This is a genomic window from Brenneria nigrifluens DSM 30175 = ATCC 13028 (assembly GCF_005484965.1).
In the GTDB taxonomy this organism is placed as follows: domain Bacteria; phylum Pseudomonadota; class Gammaproteobacteria; order Enterobacterales; family Enterobacteriaceae; genus Brenneria; species Brenneria nigrifluens.
In genome coordinates this window covers 1,660,939-1,675,940 of sequence record NZ_CP034036.1, presented here as the reverse complement: position 1 = coordinate 1,675,940, position 15,002 = coordinate 1,660,939, and the positions used below count along the sequence as shown (strand labels likewise).

General features: G+C 59.7%; 12 protein-coding genes. 1 reads left to right on the top strand and 11 read right to left on the bottom strand.

Features of this window, described 5'->3' with window-relative positions:
* The first annotated feature begins 74 nt into the window (after positions 1-74).
* Positions 75-1,772 carry an NAD-dependent malic enzyme gene (locus tag EH206_RS07655; protein ID WP_009112209.1) on the top strand — a complete coding sequence of 566 codons (1,698 nt, stop codon included), beginning with the start codon at positions 75-77 and terminating at the stop codon, positions 1,770-1,772.
* 60 nt (positions 1,773-1,832) lie between these two features.
* Here the strand turns inward: EH206_RS07655 and EH206_RS07650 are convergent, their stop codons facing one another.
* The 11 genes from EH206_RS07650 to gsiC form a co-directional block, all read right to left on the bottom strand.
* A complete protein-coding gene (locus EH206_RS07650) occupies positions 1,833-2,615 on the bottom strand; it encodes an ABC transporter ATP-binding protein (RefSeq protein WP_009112208.1) in 783 nt (260 codons plus the stop codon).
* Between the two features lie 3 nt (positions 2,616-2,618).
* Positions 2,619-3,428, bottom strand: a complete 810-nt coding sequence (locus tag EH206_RS07645; protein ID WP_009112207.1) for an ABC transporter permease — start codon at positions 3,426-3,428, stop codon at positions 2,619-2,621.
* Between the two features lie 30 nt (positions 3,429-3,458).
* Complete coding sequence (locus tag EH206_RS07640; protein WP_009112206.1) at positions 3,459-4,541, bottom strand: ABC transporter substrate-binding protein; 1,083 nt, start codon at positions 4,539-4,541, stop codon at positions 3,459-3,461.
* Positions 4,542-4,714: 173 nt separating this feature from the next.
* Complete coding sequence (locus EH206_RS07635; protein ID WP_009112205.1) at positions 4,715-5,638, bottom strand: glycyl-radical enzyme activating protein; 924 nt, start codon at positions 5,636-5,638, stop codon at positions 4,715-4,717.
* A gap of 68 nt (positions 5,639-5,706) precedes the next feature.
* The gene (locus tag EH206_RS07630; protein ID WP_009112204.1) at positions 5,707-8,187 is read right to left on the bottom strand and encodes a glycyl radical protein; all 2,481 of its coding nucleotides are present in this window, start codon (positions 8,185-8,187) and stop codon (positions 5,707-5,709) included.
* 927 nt (positions 8,188-9,114) lie between these two features.
* Positions 9,115-9,897 carry an ABC transporter ATP-binding protein gene (locus tag EH206_RS07620; RefSeq protein WP_009112203.1) on the bottom strand — a complete coding sequence of 261 codons (783 nt, stop codon included), beginning with the start codon at positions 9,895-9,897 and terminating at the stop codon, positions 9,115-9,117.
* A gap of 3 nt (positions 9,898-9,900) precedes the next feature.
* Positions 9,901-10,710 (bottom strand): ABC transporter permease, encoded by an 810-nt coding sequence (locus EH206_RS07615; protein ID WP_009112202.1) that lies wholly within the window; start codon positions 10,708-10,710, stop codon positions 9,901-9,903.
* 38 nt (positions 10,711-10,748) lie between these two features.
* The gene (locus EH206_RS07610; protein WP_009112201.1) at positions 10,749-11,831 is read right to left on the bottom strand and encodes an ABC transporter substrate-binding protein; all 1,083 of its coding nucleotides are present in this window, start codon (positions 11,829-11,831) and stop codon (positions 10,749-10,751) included.
* Positions 11,832-11,957: 126 nt separating this feature from the next.
* A complete protein-coding gene (locus tag EH206_RS07605; protein ID WP_009112200.1) occupies positions 11,958-12,143 on the bottom strand; it encodes a hypothetical protein in 186 nt (61 codons plus the stop codon).
* Between the two features lie 974 nt (positions 12,144-13,117).
* Positions 13,118-14,023 (bottom strand): glutathione ABC transporter permease GsiD, encoded by a 906-nt coding sequence (gene gsiD / locus EH206_RS07600; RefSeq protein WP_009112199.1) that lies wholly within the window; start codon positions 14,021-14,023, stop codon positions 13,118-13,120.
* A gap of 9 nt (positions 14,024-14,032) precedes the next feature.
* Positions 14,033-14,953 (bottom strand): glutathione ABC transporter permease GsiC, encoded by a 921-nt coding sequence (gsiC, locus tag EH206_RS07595; protein ID WP_009112198.1) that lies wholly within the window; start codon positions 14,951-14,953, stop codon positions 14,033-14,035.
* Positions 14,954-15,002 lie beyond the last annotated feature (49 nt).

Sequence of the window (15,002 nt, the reverse complement as noted above, 5' to 3'; positions counted from 1 at the left end):
AATTTAAGATCCGGGCCACAGCGTTTTTATTATTCACCCGAATTCGTTTCTGTTACCCAAAGAGTAAAAAAGTCATGGAATTAGAATACGAAAGTAAACGTCCCCTCTACATCCCCTATGCTGGTCCAATACTTCTTGAATTTCCCCTGTTGAATAAAGGCAGCGCTTTTACAGAAGAAGAACGCGCCGACTTTAATCTATATGGTTTATTACCGGAAGCCGTCGAAACCATTGAAGAACAGGCCGAACGAGCCTGGCGTCAATACCAGGAGTTTAAAAACGATATAGAAAAACACGTATACCTGCGCAATATCCAGGATACCAACGAAACGCTGTTCTATCGTTTGCTGGACGCCCACCTCAGCGAGATGATGCCCATCATCTATACGCCGACCGTCGGCGAAGCCTGCGAGCACTTCTCTGATATCTACCGCCGGGCGCGCGGCCTGTTTATCGCCTACCCCAACCGCGCGCATATCGACGATATGCTGCAAAACGCCACCAAACAGAATGTGAAGGTCATCGTGGTTACCGATGGCGAACGTATTCTGGGCCTGGGCGACCAGGGCATCGGCGGAATGGGCATCCCCATCGGTAAACTGTCGCTGTACACCGCCTGCGGCGGCATCAGCCCGGCGTATACCCTGCCGGTGGTGCTGGATGTCGGCACCAACAACCCGCAGCGTCTGAACGATCCGCTGTATATGGGCTGGCGTCACCCGCGTATTACCGATGACGAATACTATGCGTTTGTCGATGAATTCATTCAGGCGGTTAAACGCCGCTGGCCGAACGTGCTGCTGCAGTTCGAAGATTTCGCCCAGAAAAACGCCACCCCGCTGCTGAATCGCTATCGCGACGAGATTTGCAGCTTCAATGACGACATTCAGGGCACCGCGGCCGTTACCCTCGGTAGCCTGATTGCCGCCAGCCGGGCGGCGGGCAGCCAGCTGCGCGACCAGACCGTGGTGTTCCTCGGCGCCGGTTCCGCCGGATGCGGCATCGCGGAACAAATCATCGCCCAGATGAAGTCTGAAGGTTTGAGCGAAGATGAAGCCCGCGCCCGGGTATTTATGGTGGACCGCTTCGGCCTGCTGACCGATAAGCTGCCGAACCTGCTCGACTTCCAGAGCAAGCTGGTGCAGAAAAGCGAATTGCTGACCCGCTGGGAAGTCGCCAGCGACGCGATCTCCCTGCTGGAGGTGGTGCGCAACGCCAAACCGACCGTGATGATCGGCGTTTCCGGTCAGCCCGGCCTGTTTACCGAAGAAATTATCCGTGAGATGCACAGTCACTGCGAGCGCCCCATCGTGATGCCGTTGTCCAACCCGACGTCGCGCGTGGAAGCCCGCCCGGAAGACATTATCCGCTGGACGGACGGCGCCGCGCTGGTTGCCACCGGCAGCCCGTTCGCGCCGGTTCACTATCAGGATAAGGTTTACCCCATCGCCCAGTGCAACAACTCCTTTATCTTCCCGGGGATTGGTTTAGGGGCGCTGGCATCGGGCGCGACCCGCATTACCGACGTTATGCTGATGGCGGCCAGCCGTACCCTGGCGGACTGCTCTCCGCTGGCGAACCACGGCGAAGGCGCGCTGCTGCCGGATATCGCGGATATTCAGGAAGTATCGAAACGCATTGCGCTGGAAGTGGGTAAAGCGGCGCAGTTGCAGGGCGTGGCGGTGGTGACCTCCGGCGATGCGCTGGCAAAAGCCATTGCCGACAACTTCTGGCAACCGCAGTACCGCAGCTACAAACGCACCTCGTTCTAATCTCCTCGTTATTTTCGATCGAAGAGCGCGGCTTAGGCCGCGCTCTGCCTCCCTACTCTTTTACCCCGCCACCGCCGCTTCGTGGCACACGGTATCCGGCGTCATCGCCGCCAGCACTTCGCGCCGCAGGTCGGTAAACGCATAGCTGGCGCGGTCGCGCGGTAAAGGCAGCGTCACCTCCACCACCCTGGCGATCCGCCCCGGATGCGATTGCAGCACCACTACGCGGTGACTCAAATAGAGCGCTTCCTCAATATCGTGGGTCACCAGGATCATGCTGGTGCGCTCGTGCTGCCAGATATGCAGCAGTTCATCCTGCAACCGGATGCGCGTCAGCGCATCCAGCGCCCCCAGCGGTTCATCCAGTAGCAGCACTTCCGGACGCGCCACCAGCCCGCGGGCAATGGCGGCACGCTGCGCCATGCCGCCGGAAAGCTGGTGGGGAAAAGCCTGCTCGTAGCCCGACAGCCCGACCAGTTCAATATGTTCGCGCACCGCGTCGCGTTTGCGCGCCGCCGGCCAGGAGACGTTTTCCACCGCCAGCGCGATGTTCTCCTCCAGCGTCAGCCACGGCAGCAGACGATGGTCCTGAAACACGATGCCGCGCTCCGGGCCGGGACCGCTAATGCGCCGACTTCCCAGGGTAATCTCGCCCTGGTAGTCCTGATCCAGTCCGACAATCAGCCGCAGCAGGGTGCTCTTGCCGCAGCCGCTCGGCCCGACGATGCTGACGAATTCGCCCGGCTCCACCGTTAAATCGATGCCGCGCAGCACCTCGTGCGATGCGGCTCCCTCGTGCGCATAACGTTTGGTCACGCCGCGTACATGCAGTGTCTCGGTCATGGGTTAGCCCTCATAGCCCTGCTTCCATACCAGCGCGCGTTTTTGCAGCGCCAGCATTAACCGGTCGATCAGAAAACCGACGATGCCGATGGTCGCCATGCAGACCAGCAGTTGGTCGGTCAGCAGCAGCGACTGGGCGCGGAAGATCAGAAAACCGATCCCCACCTGCCCCGCGATGCCCTCGGCCACCACCACCAGCGCCCACGCCAGCCCGGCGCTGTAACGCAGGCTTACCATCACATTAGGCAAGGCCGCCGGGATCACGATGCGCCGCAGGGTTTGCCAGCGCGTCAGGCGCAGCACCTCCCCCAGCTCAATGTAGTTGCGATCGACGTTGCGGATCCCCTGCAGCGTATTGAGAAACACCGGGAAAAACACCGACTTGGCGATCACCAGCGTCTTGGCCGGCGCCCCCACCCCCAGCCACAGAATAATCAGCGGCAGCCAGGCGATGCCGGGAATATGGCGGATAGTGTCGAACGTCGGGCCGAAGAAGTTTTCCACCTTGCGGGACATGCCGGCGGCGATCCCCAGCAGCAGCGCGGCCAGCGCGCCAAGCAGGAATGACTGCGACACCAGGGTGATGCTAATAAAAAAATCCTGCTCGAACGACTGTTTGGTCAGCAGATCCCAGAACGAGGCGAGCGTTCGCCCCGGCGACGGCAGAAAGACCGGCGGGACCCACTGATAATGGGACGCGGCCTGCCAGCCGGACAGGATCGCCAGCGGCAGGATAAAGCCGATCCAGTTCCCCGATCGCCGGCGCCGAACGGGCTTTGCCGTCGCCACGCCGCCAAGAATGTTATCGCTCATGGTTCTCGGTCCTGTTTAGGTAAAGGGAGGTCAGTTATAGACCGAATAAGCGCCGCCTTTGAAAAAGCGCGCGTCGACCAGCTTATCGACCTGGATATCGCTCAGATTGCGCTCGCTCAGGATGTCGTCCCCCTGCGCGATGTACCAGGCCTGGAAGGTTTTGATATTGCCGCGTACGCTGTCGGCGTCTTCCTCACCGCGCATAAAGAAGTACTGCGACGGATCGGTGATTTGGAACTTGGCGATATGCTCCGGCACGCGGGTGGCTTTGGCGACGATGACCGCCGCTTCATCGGGGTTCTCCCGCGCCCAGACTTTGGCGCGATCGACCGCCACCAGAAAGGCCTGAATGGCCTGCGGGTAGTTTTCGACAAACGAACGCATCGCGAAGTAGGAGACCCGGCCGGCGCCGTTGACGTAGACGCCGTCGTCCGGGGAGCGTCCGATCACTTTCACCTGACCGGAGGTATAGAGCGCGGCCGCGCCGGAGGCGCCGAGATGCACCGCCGTGGCATCGATGGAGCCGCTTAACAGGGCAGCGGATACCGCGGCGTTGTTATCCATCGACTGGTAGCGCACCCGCCCCTGCTGCTTACGGGAGTCCAGCGGCAAGCCCGCCTTGGCCAGGATCTCGGTGGGCGCCGTCCAGTAGCAGCTCACCCGGCTGCTGGCGAATTTACGCCCGTCAAGGTCCTGAACCTGGTTAATCTCCTTGTTGTCCACCCGGGCGATAATCGGCGTACGGTATTTGTCGGATGGCTCCGACTCCCAGACGATAACCGCATCCAGCCCGTTGGCGTGGTGCACCACCGCCGGATAGATCATGCGCTGCGCCACCGCGATGCCGCCGTGGTTAAGGTTCGCCGCCTCCGCGCCCAGCAGTTCGGCGCTGCCGGAGGCGATCAGCTTCACTTCGTTGATGCCGATCTTGTCGAACGCTTCCTTGAAGAAGCCTTTTTCCTGCGCCACCGCCGTGGCGGGGTCGAGTTGCAGCGTGATGCTTTTCAACGGCTGCGCGGCGCCGGACGCCGTCTGCAGCCACAATATCAGCGTCGCGCTCAGCGCCACCAGCGCGGCGGCATGCCTCTTGTTATTCACTGACTGATTAGACATGGCAAAAATACCTCATGGTAAACGAATAAAATAATAATGACGGGATAGCGGCGACTCTCTATTTATAGGATTACCTATCCCACTCCCCCTGCAATAAACGGCGGCAAACAGGAATGCGCGCCGAAGGCGGTTATTGCCGCCCGAATCAACCCGCGCTTTCGCATACCAAAGCGTCAGGCGTAGGTTTGATTATTTTCCTGTTTGCTCAGAACGACCTCCAGCCCGAAAGCGGACAGAATCTCACCGGCTTCCCTGACGCGCGGGCGTTTATTTGTATAAACGTGGTAGGTTTTTCCCAACGCTTCGTATTTCGAAGAGCCGAATTCGTGATAAGGCAGAATCTCGATGACGGGCAGCGCGACCTCCTTCATAAAGGCGCCCAGCCGGGAAAGATTGTCGTCGTCGTCGTTAAAACCGGGGATCAGAGGCAGGCGCACCAGTATGGGAAATCCGCGCTTGCCGAGATGGCGGGCGTTTTCCAGAATGCGTCTGTTATCGCGCCCGGTCGCCGCTTTATGGCGGGCGGAATCCATATGTTTCAAATCCAGCAGGATCATATCGGCATGGGGCAAAAGCTGCTCCAGCGTCGACCAGGGCGCGTAGCCGCTGGTGTCGAGACAGAGATGAAAGCCGATTTCGTCGTGCAGTTTCTGCAATAGCGCTTTCAGGAAAACCGGTTGAGACAGAATTTCTCCGCCGCTGCAGGTCACGCCGCCGCCGCTTTGCATAAAAATCCGCCAATGCTGGCGCACTTCGTCCGCGATTTCCTCAACGCTCATCTTGCGCCCCGATAAGCTGCGGGCGTCGTTGGGGCAGGCTGCAACACAGGTCCCGCCGCTTTGGCACAGGGTTCGGTCGATATCGACGCCCTTTTCCCCCAAAGAAAGCGCGCCGGACTTGCAGGCGGCGACGCAGGCGCCGCAGCTGACGCAGTTCGCCGCGAAATAGAGCAATTCCGGTTTTCTACGTTGCGATTCCGGATTGGAGCACCAAAGGCAGGATAAAGGGCATCCTTTGAAAAACACGGTCGAGCGCACGCCCGGCCCGTCGTGCAAGCTAAAATGCTGAATGTCGAAAATAACGCCCTGCGGTTCCATTGCGTCAACCCTGATAGGAGAGGCGGCGCGGGATTGCCGCACCGCCTCTGCGGTTTTTAACCCCCCCGTTAAAACGAGAGTTCGGTCCGCGCGATAATTTCGTCCTGCACCCCTTTATGGAGCCGGGTGAAATAAGCGGAGAAACCGGCCACGCGCACGGTAAGGCCCTTGTAGTCTTCAGGGTTGGCCTGCGCCTTGCGCAAGGTTTCCGAACTCACCACGTTGAACTGGATATGCGATCCGTTGCGGTCCATATAGTCCTTGATCAGCGCCAGGAGTTTGCGGGCGCCGCCAATCCCCGCCAACGCCTGCGGATGGAACTTCATATTGAAATGATTCGAACCGTATTTCACCGTATCCAAAGCCTGGGCGGCGGAGGTCAGCAGGGCGAGAGGGCCTTTGCGGTCCGAACCGGGGGTGGCCGAGACGCTGGCGTCGGTCAACGGCGTGCCCTTTTTGCGTCCGTTGGGCAACGCGCCGGTCAGGATGCCGAAGTAATTGTGGATGGAAAGCGAGAACGCCTCCAGATTGGCGCCGTTGTCGCCGAAAAAATTATCCTGATCGTCGAGCGAGTGGAAAAGCGTCCACGCATCGTCATACACGCGGCGGATCAGGGCGTCGGTTTCGGCGTCGCCGTTGCCGTGCTTGGGAGCTTTAATTAATTTGTTGTGCAGCGCGTCGTAGCCCTCGAAATTGGCGGCCAGCGCGGCCAGCAATTCGTCCCATCCGGTCTCTTTCTCGTCGTAAATCACCTGCTTGAGCGCCGCCAACGAGTTGGCGACATCCACCCCCGCCGTCGAGATGACGAAATAGAGGTAATAATCCGCCCCGCCTTTGTAAATGTCCTTGCCGCGCCGGCGGCTGCCTTCGTAAAGGGATGAACGGAACGGTACGGGAACCGTATCGCCCAACGCCTTGTTGGACAGCGATCCCAACGGCCGGATCTGCTGGAAAAGGTGAAGAACCTGCTGCGAGTAGGCGGCGTAAAGCTGTTCGAAATCAGCAAAATTTCGCGGATCGCCGGTTTTCGCGCCGACTGTCAGGCCGGTGGCGGGATCGACGCCGTCGTGAAGCGCCAGCTCCAGCGCCTTGGCCAGATTGAACGAACCGCCTTCGTGCAGAAACGCCGTTTTGCCGGCGATGCCGGTGGCGACGCAGCTCATGTTGATGCAATTTCTGGCGTCTTCAATGGTGACGCCGACCTTGGCGTAGCGGGTCAGCAGGCGTTCGATGACCACGCGGTTGTTCAGCCACTGCGGCTGGCCGAGACCGGTGCGCTCGAGATCGACCGCCTTGAGCAGGAAATCCTCCGCCAGGCCGTCATGGTAAAGAATCGTGATGGTGGGCTGAATGGTCTGTAACTCTATCTGCGTATCGAGCAGAATGTAATCCAGTTCCGTGGTCGCGTCCCGGCCGCCGGCGTCCAGCCCGCCCAGATTGATGGTATGGCCGGTGTGGCCCGATCCCTGACGGGCGGCGATCACCCCGGAATAGAAACCGTAGGACAAAATCTTGACGAACAGCGCCTTGAGCCAGCTTTTCGCCTGATCGGCGGTCAGGCCGTTTTGGCTTTTGTCCGCCTGGTAATATTTATCCAGGTACTGTCCCAGCCTACCGGGGGACGAACCGCAGCCGCTTTGCTCGATCTGGATCCCCAGGTGGATAAACCACCAGCTTTGCAGCGCCTCGCGGAAATTTCTGGGCGGATTTTCCGGTACGTGGCGCGCAACCTCGGCGATCTCCAGAAGTTCGGCGCGACGTATGGGATCGCCGGTTTTACCCGCTTCGCTTTCCGCCAGATCGGCGTAGCGATGCGCCAAGGCGATCACCGCTCTGAAGGTAATCAGGATGGCCTGGTAGTAATCGATTCTGTCCGACTCCTCAGCCGTTCTGGGAACCGCGCGCAGGCGCGCTTCGGTTTCCCGGATGATCTCTTTCAGCCCGCGATCTATAAAGCTCGCGTAATCGACGTTGCCGGCGCCGACGGTGTAGCGCGCCGACTCCGTGAACAGTCCGGCCGCCACGCCCTCTTTGGGATCAAGCCCCAACAGTTGCTGCGCCAGTTCGCGGGAACGGGCTTCGGCGTTTTTATCCTCGAAATAGGCGGCCGCTTCGGCCAACAGCTCCCGGTCCCTGCTGGAAAGCGAAACTTCGCCCAGATGGGAGACGATCGGCTGGTCAAGCTCCTCGGCGATCCACTCCGAACCGTATTCGGGATAGACATAGACCCCGGCGGGATACGAGGTAACCGACCCCACCAGGGGGTTATTGTCCAGAAACAGCGTCTTCTTTTGCAAAACCTGCTCGAACACGCGAGCTCTTAACCGTATGGCTGGCTCGGTGCCGTATTTCCGGTAGACGTCCAGCAGATGGATCAGGCGTTCGGTATCCACCCTTTGGGGCGAATCCAACAGTTGATCCTTGATATCCAGCGCGGCTTGCAAGGCGCGCTCCGCCTTCTCTTCGTAGGTCAGCTTTCCATCCGCGTCGAAAATCGATCGGGAAAACTCTATTTCCTCTTTCAACAGCGCGTTGCCGCTTGATGGCATGATGATCTCCTCCATAATCAGGTAAATACGTCGCAATATTGTTTGGCTATTTTGTATAGGGTTCTTGAATGTAGAGAGCCCGAAGATAATTTTCATTAGGATTGGTTACAAATAAATCATTAACATTAGTATTGTTAATATTTACATTTGTATATTTTTCAACCATTTTAGCGTGGGCGCGAATAGGCGGAGAGCCTCGATTTTCGTCGCGGCGTCAAAACCAAAGCAGGGAATCCTGTCGCTCTCCCCCGCCGACATGGGCGTCGTAGGGATCAACCCTGACCGATAAGATTGTGAGCTGGATCGTAATTCTCCCACCTGGGCGGCGGGAGGATAAGGGTGGGAGCAGTGATTAACCCCACTCCTTCGCAGGGGAGAGAGTCAGTCAGCTCCTCCCCCTGGCAAGGGCTGTCTCTTAGTCACATATACTGTTAACGGTATATGTGAGTTCAGCGCTATTTCGTGCGCTAGAAGGCCGTCATTTCTCTGCTATGTCGCAGCACGCGCCCGACGCAGGGTGGTTCAAGCGCCACCACCCTCCGGACCCGGGCTGTGGCTGAAATCACGTCGCTGACGCGATGCCTTCGGCGGTCGCCCCCTTTCCCGAACCGCCAGTGACGGAATACTCGTCTCATCCCTGAGACTCGCCCTACCGGGCCAGCGCAAGCGCTGTTCAAAAACGCTCCCGGCGTTTTTGTCCGACGCGGCACTGGCTTGCGCCGCTTCCCTGCGGCGCATTCGCGGGGTCGTCCACCTCAGCGTGATTTCTTACGCCGACGAAAAGCAAAAAACAAAGAACCAAGAATGAACCCAAGACCAGAATACACATGGCCTCTAGAGGTTCCTTGGATTTGTGTATAAGAGACAGTCGCAGGGGAGGGAGTTTGGCTCCTCCCCCTGGCAAGGGGGAGGCCGGGAGGGGGTCAACTACCCGGCTACCGCCGCTTCGTGGCGCACGGTATCCGGCGTCATCGCCGCCAGCACTTCGCGCCGCAGGTCGGTAAACGCATAGCTGGCGCGGTCGCGCGGTAAAGGCAGCGTCACCTCCACCACCCTGGCGATCCGCCCCGGATGCGACTGCAGTACCACCACGCGGTGACTCAAATAGAGCGCCTCCTCAATATCGTGGGTCACCAGGATCATGCTGGTGCGCTCATGCTGCCAGATATGCAGCAGTTCATCCTGCAGCCGGATGCGCGTCAGCGCATCCAGCGCCCCCAGCGGTTCATCCAGCAGCAGCACTTCCGGGCGCGCCACCAGCCCGCGGGCAATGGCGGCGCGCTGCGCCATGCCGCCGGAAAGCTGGTGGGGAAAGGCCTGCTCGTAGCCCGTCAGCCCGACCAGCTCAATATGTTCGCGCACCGCGTCGCGTTTGCGCGCCGCCGGCCAGGAGACGTTTTCCACCGCCAGCGCGATGTTCTCCTCCAGCGTCAGCCACGGCAGCAGACGGTGGTCCTGAAACACGATGCCGCGCTCCGGGCCGGGACCGCTAATACGCCGCGCGCCCAGGGTAATCTCGCCCTGGTAGTCCTGATCCAGTCCGACAATCAGCCGCAGCAGGGTGCTCTTGCCGCAGCCGCTCGGCCCGACGATGCTGACGAATTCGCCCGGCTCCACCGTTAAATCGATGCCGCGCAGCACCTCGTGCGATGCGGCTCCCTCGTGCGCATAACGTTTGGTCACGCCGCGTACATGCAGTGTCTCGGTCATGGGTTAGCCCTCATAGCCCTGCTTCCATACCAGCGCGCGTTTTTGCAGCGCCAGCATTAACCGGTCGATCAGAAAACCGACGATGCCGATGGTCGCCATGCAGACCAGCAGTTGGTCGGTCAGCAGCAGCGACTGGGCGCGGAAGATCAGAAAACCGATCCCCACCTGCCCCGCGATGCCCTCGGCCACCACCACCAGCGCCCACGCCAGCCCGGCGCTGTAACGCAGGCTTACCATCACATTAGGCAAGGCCGCCGGGATCACGATGCGTCGCAGGGTTTGCCAGCGCGTCAGGCGCAGCACCTCCCCCAGCTCAATGTAGTTGCGATCGACGTTGCGGATCCCCTGCAGCGTATTGAGAAACACCGGGAAAAACACCGACTTGGCGATCACCAGCGTCTTGGCCGGCGCCCCCACCCCCAGCCACAGAATAATCAGCGGCAGCCAGGCGATGCCGGGAATATGGCGGATAGTGTCGAACGTCGGGCCGAAGAAGTTTTCCACCTTGCGGGACATGCCGGCGGCGATCCCCAGCAGCAGCGCGGCCAGCGCGCCAAGCAGGAATGACTGCGACACCAGCGTGATGCTAATAAAAAAATCCTGCTCGAACGACTGTTTGGTCAGCAGATCCCAGAACGAGGCGAGCGTTCGCCCCGGCGACGGCAGAAAGACCGGCGGGACCCACTGATAATGGGACGCGGCCTGCCAGCCGGACAGGATCGCCAGCGGCAGAATAAAGCCGATCCAGTTCCCCGATCGCCGGCGGCGTACGGGCTTCGCCGTCGCCACGCCGTCAAGAATGTTATCACTCATGGTTATCGGTCCTGTGGTCCTGTTTAAGCGAGCGGCGGTCAGTTATAGGCCGAATAAGCGCCGCCTTTGAAAAAGCGGGCGTCGACCAGTTTATCGACCTGGGTATCGCTCAGATTGCGCTCGCTCAGGATGTCGTCCCCCTGCGCGATGTACCAGGCCTGGAAGGTTTTGATATTGCTACGCACGCTGTCGGCGTCTTCCTCACCGCGCATAAAGTAGAACTGCGACGGATCGGTGATTTGGAACTTGGCGATATGCTCCGGCACGCGGGTGGCTTTGGCGACGATAACCGCCGCTTCATCAGGGTTCTCATGCGCCCACGTCTTGGCGCGAGCGACCGCCACCAGAAACGCCTGGATAGCCTGCGGGTAGTTTTCGGCAAACGAACGCATCGCAAAGTAGGAAACCCGGCCCGCGCCGTTGACGTAGACGCCGTCGTCCGGGGTGCGTCCGATCACTTTCACCTGGCCGGAGGTATAGAGCGCGGCCGCGCCGGAGGTGCCGAGATGCACCGCCGTGGCATCGATGGAGCCGCTCAGCAGCGCGGCGGCTACCGCGGCGCTGTTATCCATCGACTGATAGCGCACCCGCCCCTGCTGTTTGCGGGAGTCCAGCGGCAAGCCCGCCTTGGTCAGGATCTCGGTGGGCGCCGTCCAGTAGCAGCTCACCCGGCTGCTGGCGAATTTACGCCCGTCAAGGTCCTGAACCTGGTTAATCTCCTTGTTGTCCACCCGGGCGATAATCGGCGTACGGTATTTGTCGGAAGGCTCAGATTCCCAGACGATAACCGCATCCAGTCCGTTGGCGTGATGCACCACCGCCGGATAGATCATGCGCTGCGCCACCGCGATGCCGCCGTGGTTAAGGTGCGCCGCCTCCGCGCCCAGCAGTTCGGCGCTGCCGGATGCGATCAGGTTTACCTCGTTGATGCCGATCTTGTCGAACGCTTCCTTGAAGAAGCCTTTTTCCTGCGCCACCGCCGTGGCGGGGTCGAGTTGCAGCGTAATGCTTTTCAACGGTTGCGGCGCGCCGGACGCCGTCTGCAACCACAATATCAGCGTCGTGCTCAGCGCCAGCAGTGCGGCGGCATGCCTTTTGTTGCTTACTGACTGATTAGACATGACAAAAATACCTCATATTGAATATGTCGTATAACTGTAGGATGGCGGCGGCTGGCGTATGCGCCGCATCCGGCGATCGGCGCTATTCGCACGACGCGAACGCCGGACAAAGGCCGGGACGGCGTATCAATGACAGGGCGGAATTCGGTTGCCCTCGGCGGCGGACGCCGCCGGTTGCGCCGCGGTCTTCTCCTGCGGCGCTTCCCGTTGCGGCGACGTATCGGCCTGCGCCGCCTGCCATCCGCCCAGCGCCCAGCTCAACCCGCATAGCGCGGCGATGGCCGTTTTTCTGATTGCGGTAATCCTTGACATGATGCTCCTTTATTAATGCGATGTTGTTTTTCGGATATTTCAGGTGAATTCTTTTAACAAATAAACAAACGAATATTTAAAGTTGCACACATTATTTATCAACCAACAAATATTTATATGGTTACCCAGCAGCCAGTAATAGCTGACCGCGCGTCGGCGCCAAACGGCCTGATGGGCGGATATAACGGGTTTTCATCGCCGTCAATGCTCGATACGGCCGCGCGTTTATTAAATAAAAAAACGCCAGGAGCGTTTTTCAACGTCGCCTGCGACGGCCCGGAGGGTGGCGGGCAGGGATAGCCCGCCATAAAAAAACGCCAGGAGCGTTTTTCAACGTCGCCTGCGACGGCCCGGAGGGCTGAGGAATCCCCAGCAAATAATTAAGCATTATTTGATAAATCGTCTTAGATAGCAGGATGTGGTTTTTTAAAGGTTTTCCTTCGCGTAAAAAATCGCGCTGAGTTGGGCGTGACCGCCGGGTGAGCGACAGGACGTCGCGAAAGCCAGTGCCGCGCCGGACAAAAACGCCGGGAGCGTTTTTGAACAGCACTTGTGCTGGCCCGCAGGGCGAGCCCCAGGGATGGGGCGAGTATCCCGCGTCAATGGCGGCCCGACCAGCGGTCACGAACGCCGAAGGCATCGCGTAGAGACGACACCATTTTGCAACGCAAAATGGAACAACGCTTGCGTTGGCCCGTAGGGTGAACCCCAACGGGGTTCATCATTTCGCGAAAAGCCCGGGGCCACGGGGCGGCGGCGACTGAGCCGCCCCGTGTCGGGCGCGTGCTGCGACGGTTGCAGAAATCGACTGAGGTTAGTGCGCACGAAACCCTCACTGCGCTTACAGACATTCCTTACCCTGATTTCTGGGGATTCTTCAGCCCGTAGGGTGGCAGGCAAGGACAGCCTCCCATAAAAAAACCCCGCGACAGGTCGCGGGGCTGCGGATGATTGCTGCGGCTTACGCCGCGCTTTCAGCTTTTCAGCTTCGGATCCAGCGCATCGCGCAGTCCATCGCCCAACAGATTGAAGGCCAGCACCGTCAGGAAAATCGCCAGGCTGGGGAAAAGCGCCACGTGCGGCGCGATCACCATATCGGAACGGGCCTCGTTGAGCATGGCGCCCCACTCCGGCGTGGGCGGCTGCGCCCCCAGTCCGAGAAACGACAGGCTGGCGGCGGTAATGATCGACATGCCGATGCGCATGGAGAAATAGACCACGATGGAAGAGACCGTGCCGGGCAGGATATGGCGGAAAACGATCGTCCAGTCGGACGCGCCGATGCTGCGCGCCGACTCGATATAGGTCTGCTGTTTCAGCACCAGCGTATTGCCCCTCACCAGTCGCGCGAACGCGGGAATGCTGAAAATGGCCACCGCGACAATCACATTCGCCATCCCGCTGCCCATAATCGCCACCACGGCAATCGCCAACAGGATGCCGGGAAAGGCGAACAGCACATCGCAGATACGCATAATCACCCGATCCCACCATCCCTCATAATAGCCCGCCAGCAGGCCGAGCGAGGTGCCGATAAGCATGCCCACCAAAACGGAGAAAATGCCGGCGGCCAGCGAAATCCGCGCCCCCAGCAGAATGCGGCTGAAAATATCCCGCCCCAGGGAGTCCACCCCGAGCCAGTGCGCCATGGACGGCCCTTCATTGAGCCGCTCATAGTCAAAGTAATTTTCCGCGTCATAGGGGATCAGATAAGGCGCCAGCAGGGCAACGACAATCAGCAGCGTCACAAATACGCCGGCCAGCAACGCCACGTGCTGATGGCGGAAACGCCGCCAGAACTCGCGCCACGGCGTGCGGATTCGATTCTCCCCGATCGTCGGCAGAGCCGACATCTGCGCCTTACGTCGCCAATTTATCATTCCCTTTCCTTATTTATAGCGAATCGCCGGGTTAATCGCGGCATACAGCATATCCACCAGCAGGTTGATAAGAATAAACTCCAGCGAAAACAGCAGCACTTCCGCCTGGATAACCGGGTAGTCGCGCATTTCAACGGAATCCACCAACAGCCGCCCCAGCCCCGGCCAGTTAAACACCTTCTCAACCACTATCGAGCCGCCGAGCAGAAAGCCAAACTGCAGCCCCATCATGGTGACGACGGGGATCAGCGCATTGCGTAAACCGTGCTTCACCACCACCAGCGATTCGCGCACGCCCTTGGCCCGGGCGGTGCGCATATAATCTTCCTGCATCACTTCGACGAATGAGGCGCGGGTAAAGCGGGCCATTACCGCGGCGACCGCCGCGCCCAGGGTTATGGAAGGTAAAATATAGTGCCGCCAGCTGTCCGCCCCGACGGTGGGCAGCCAGCCCAGTTCGACGGAAAATATCTGCATCAACAGCATGCCGAGGGCGAACGCCGGAAAGGAAATGCCGGATACCGCCAGCGTCATGCCGATTCTGTCGGGCCAGCCGTTGCGCCATACGGCGGAGACCACCCCTATCGCTATGCCGAAAATAACCGCCCACGCCATACTGCTGACCGTCAGCCAGAAAGTGGGCATAAAGCGGGCGGCGATTTCTTCGGTTACCGGCCGTTTGGAAACGATCGACGTGCCGAAATCGCCCCGTAACACATTGGTGAAGAAATGCCAGAACTGCTGCGGCAGCGGTTTGTCCAGCCCCAGATCCTGACGCACCATCTCTATCACCACGGCGTCCGCTTCCCGCCCGGCGGCCAAACGCGCCGGATCGCCCGGCAACAGATGAACAAACAGGAACACCAGCACCAACACGATCAATAAGGTGGGGATCAATCCCAGTAACCGTTTAATAAAATAATTCAGCATGGGCAGTTTTCCACATACATGTGACTGGCTCTCCGTTGAGTGGGGGGGT

Bases quoted from the DNA above. Each gene is read 5' to 3' on its own strand.
- EH206_RS07655 (WP_009112209.1), top strand. From the start codon at position 75: ATGGAATTAGAATACGAAAGTAAACGTCCCCTCTACATCCCCTATGCT.
- EH206_RS07650 (WP_009112208.1), bottom strand. From the start codon at position 2,615: ATGACCGAGACACTGCATGTACGCGGCGTGACCAAACGTTATGCGCAC.
- EH206_RS07645 (WP_009112207.1), bottom strand. From the start codon at position 3,428: ATGAGCGATAACATTCTTGGCGGCGTGGCGACGGCAAAGCCCGTTCGG.
- EH206_RS07640 (WP_009112206.1), bottom strand. From the start codon at position 4,541: ATGTCTAATCAGTCAGTGAATAACAAGAGGCATGCCGCCGCGCTGGTG.
- EH206_RS07635 (WP_009112205.1), bottom strand. From the start codon at position 5,638: ATGGAACCGCAGGGCGTTATTTTCGACATTCAGCATTTTAGCTTGCAC.
- EH206_RS07630 (WP_009112204.1), bottom strand. From the start codon at position 8,187: ATGCCATCAAGCGGCAACGCGCTGTTGAAAGAGGAAATAGAGTTTTCC.
- EH206_RS07620 (WP_009112203.1), bottom strand. From the start codon at position 9,897: ATGACCGAGACACTGCATGTACGCGGCGTGACCAAACGTTATGCGCAC.
- EH206_RS07615 (WP_009112202.1), bottom strand. From the start codon at position 10,710: ATGAGTGATAACATTCTTGACGGCGTGGCGACGGCGAAGCCCGTACGC.
- EH206_RS07610 (WP_009112201.1), bottom strand. From the start codon at position 11,831: ATGTCTAATCAGTCAGTAAGCAACAAAAGGCATGCCGCCGCACTGCTG.
- EH206_RS07605 (WP_009112200.1), bottom strand. From the start codon at position 12,143: ATGTCAAGGATTACCGCAATCAGAAAAACGGCCATCGCCGCGCTATGC.
- gsiD (WP_009112199.1), bottom strand. From the start codon at position 14,023: ATGATAAATTGGCGACGTAAGGCGCAGATGTCGGCTCTGCCGACGATC.
- gsiC (WP_009112198.1), bottom strand. From the start codon at position 14,953: ATGCTGAATTATTTTATTAAACGGTTACTGGGATTGATCCCCACCTTA.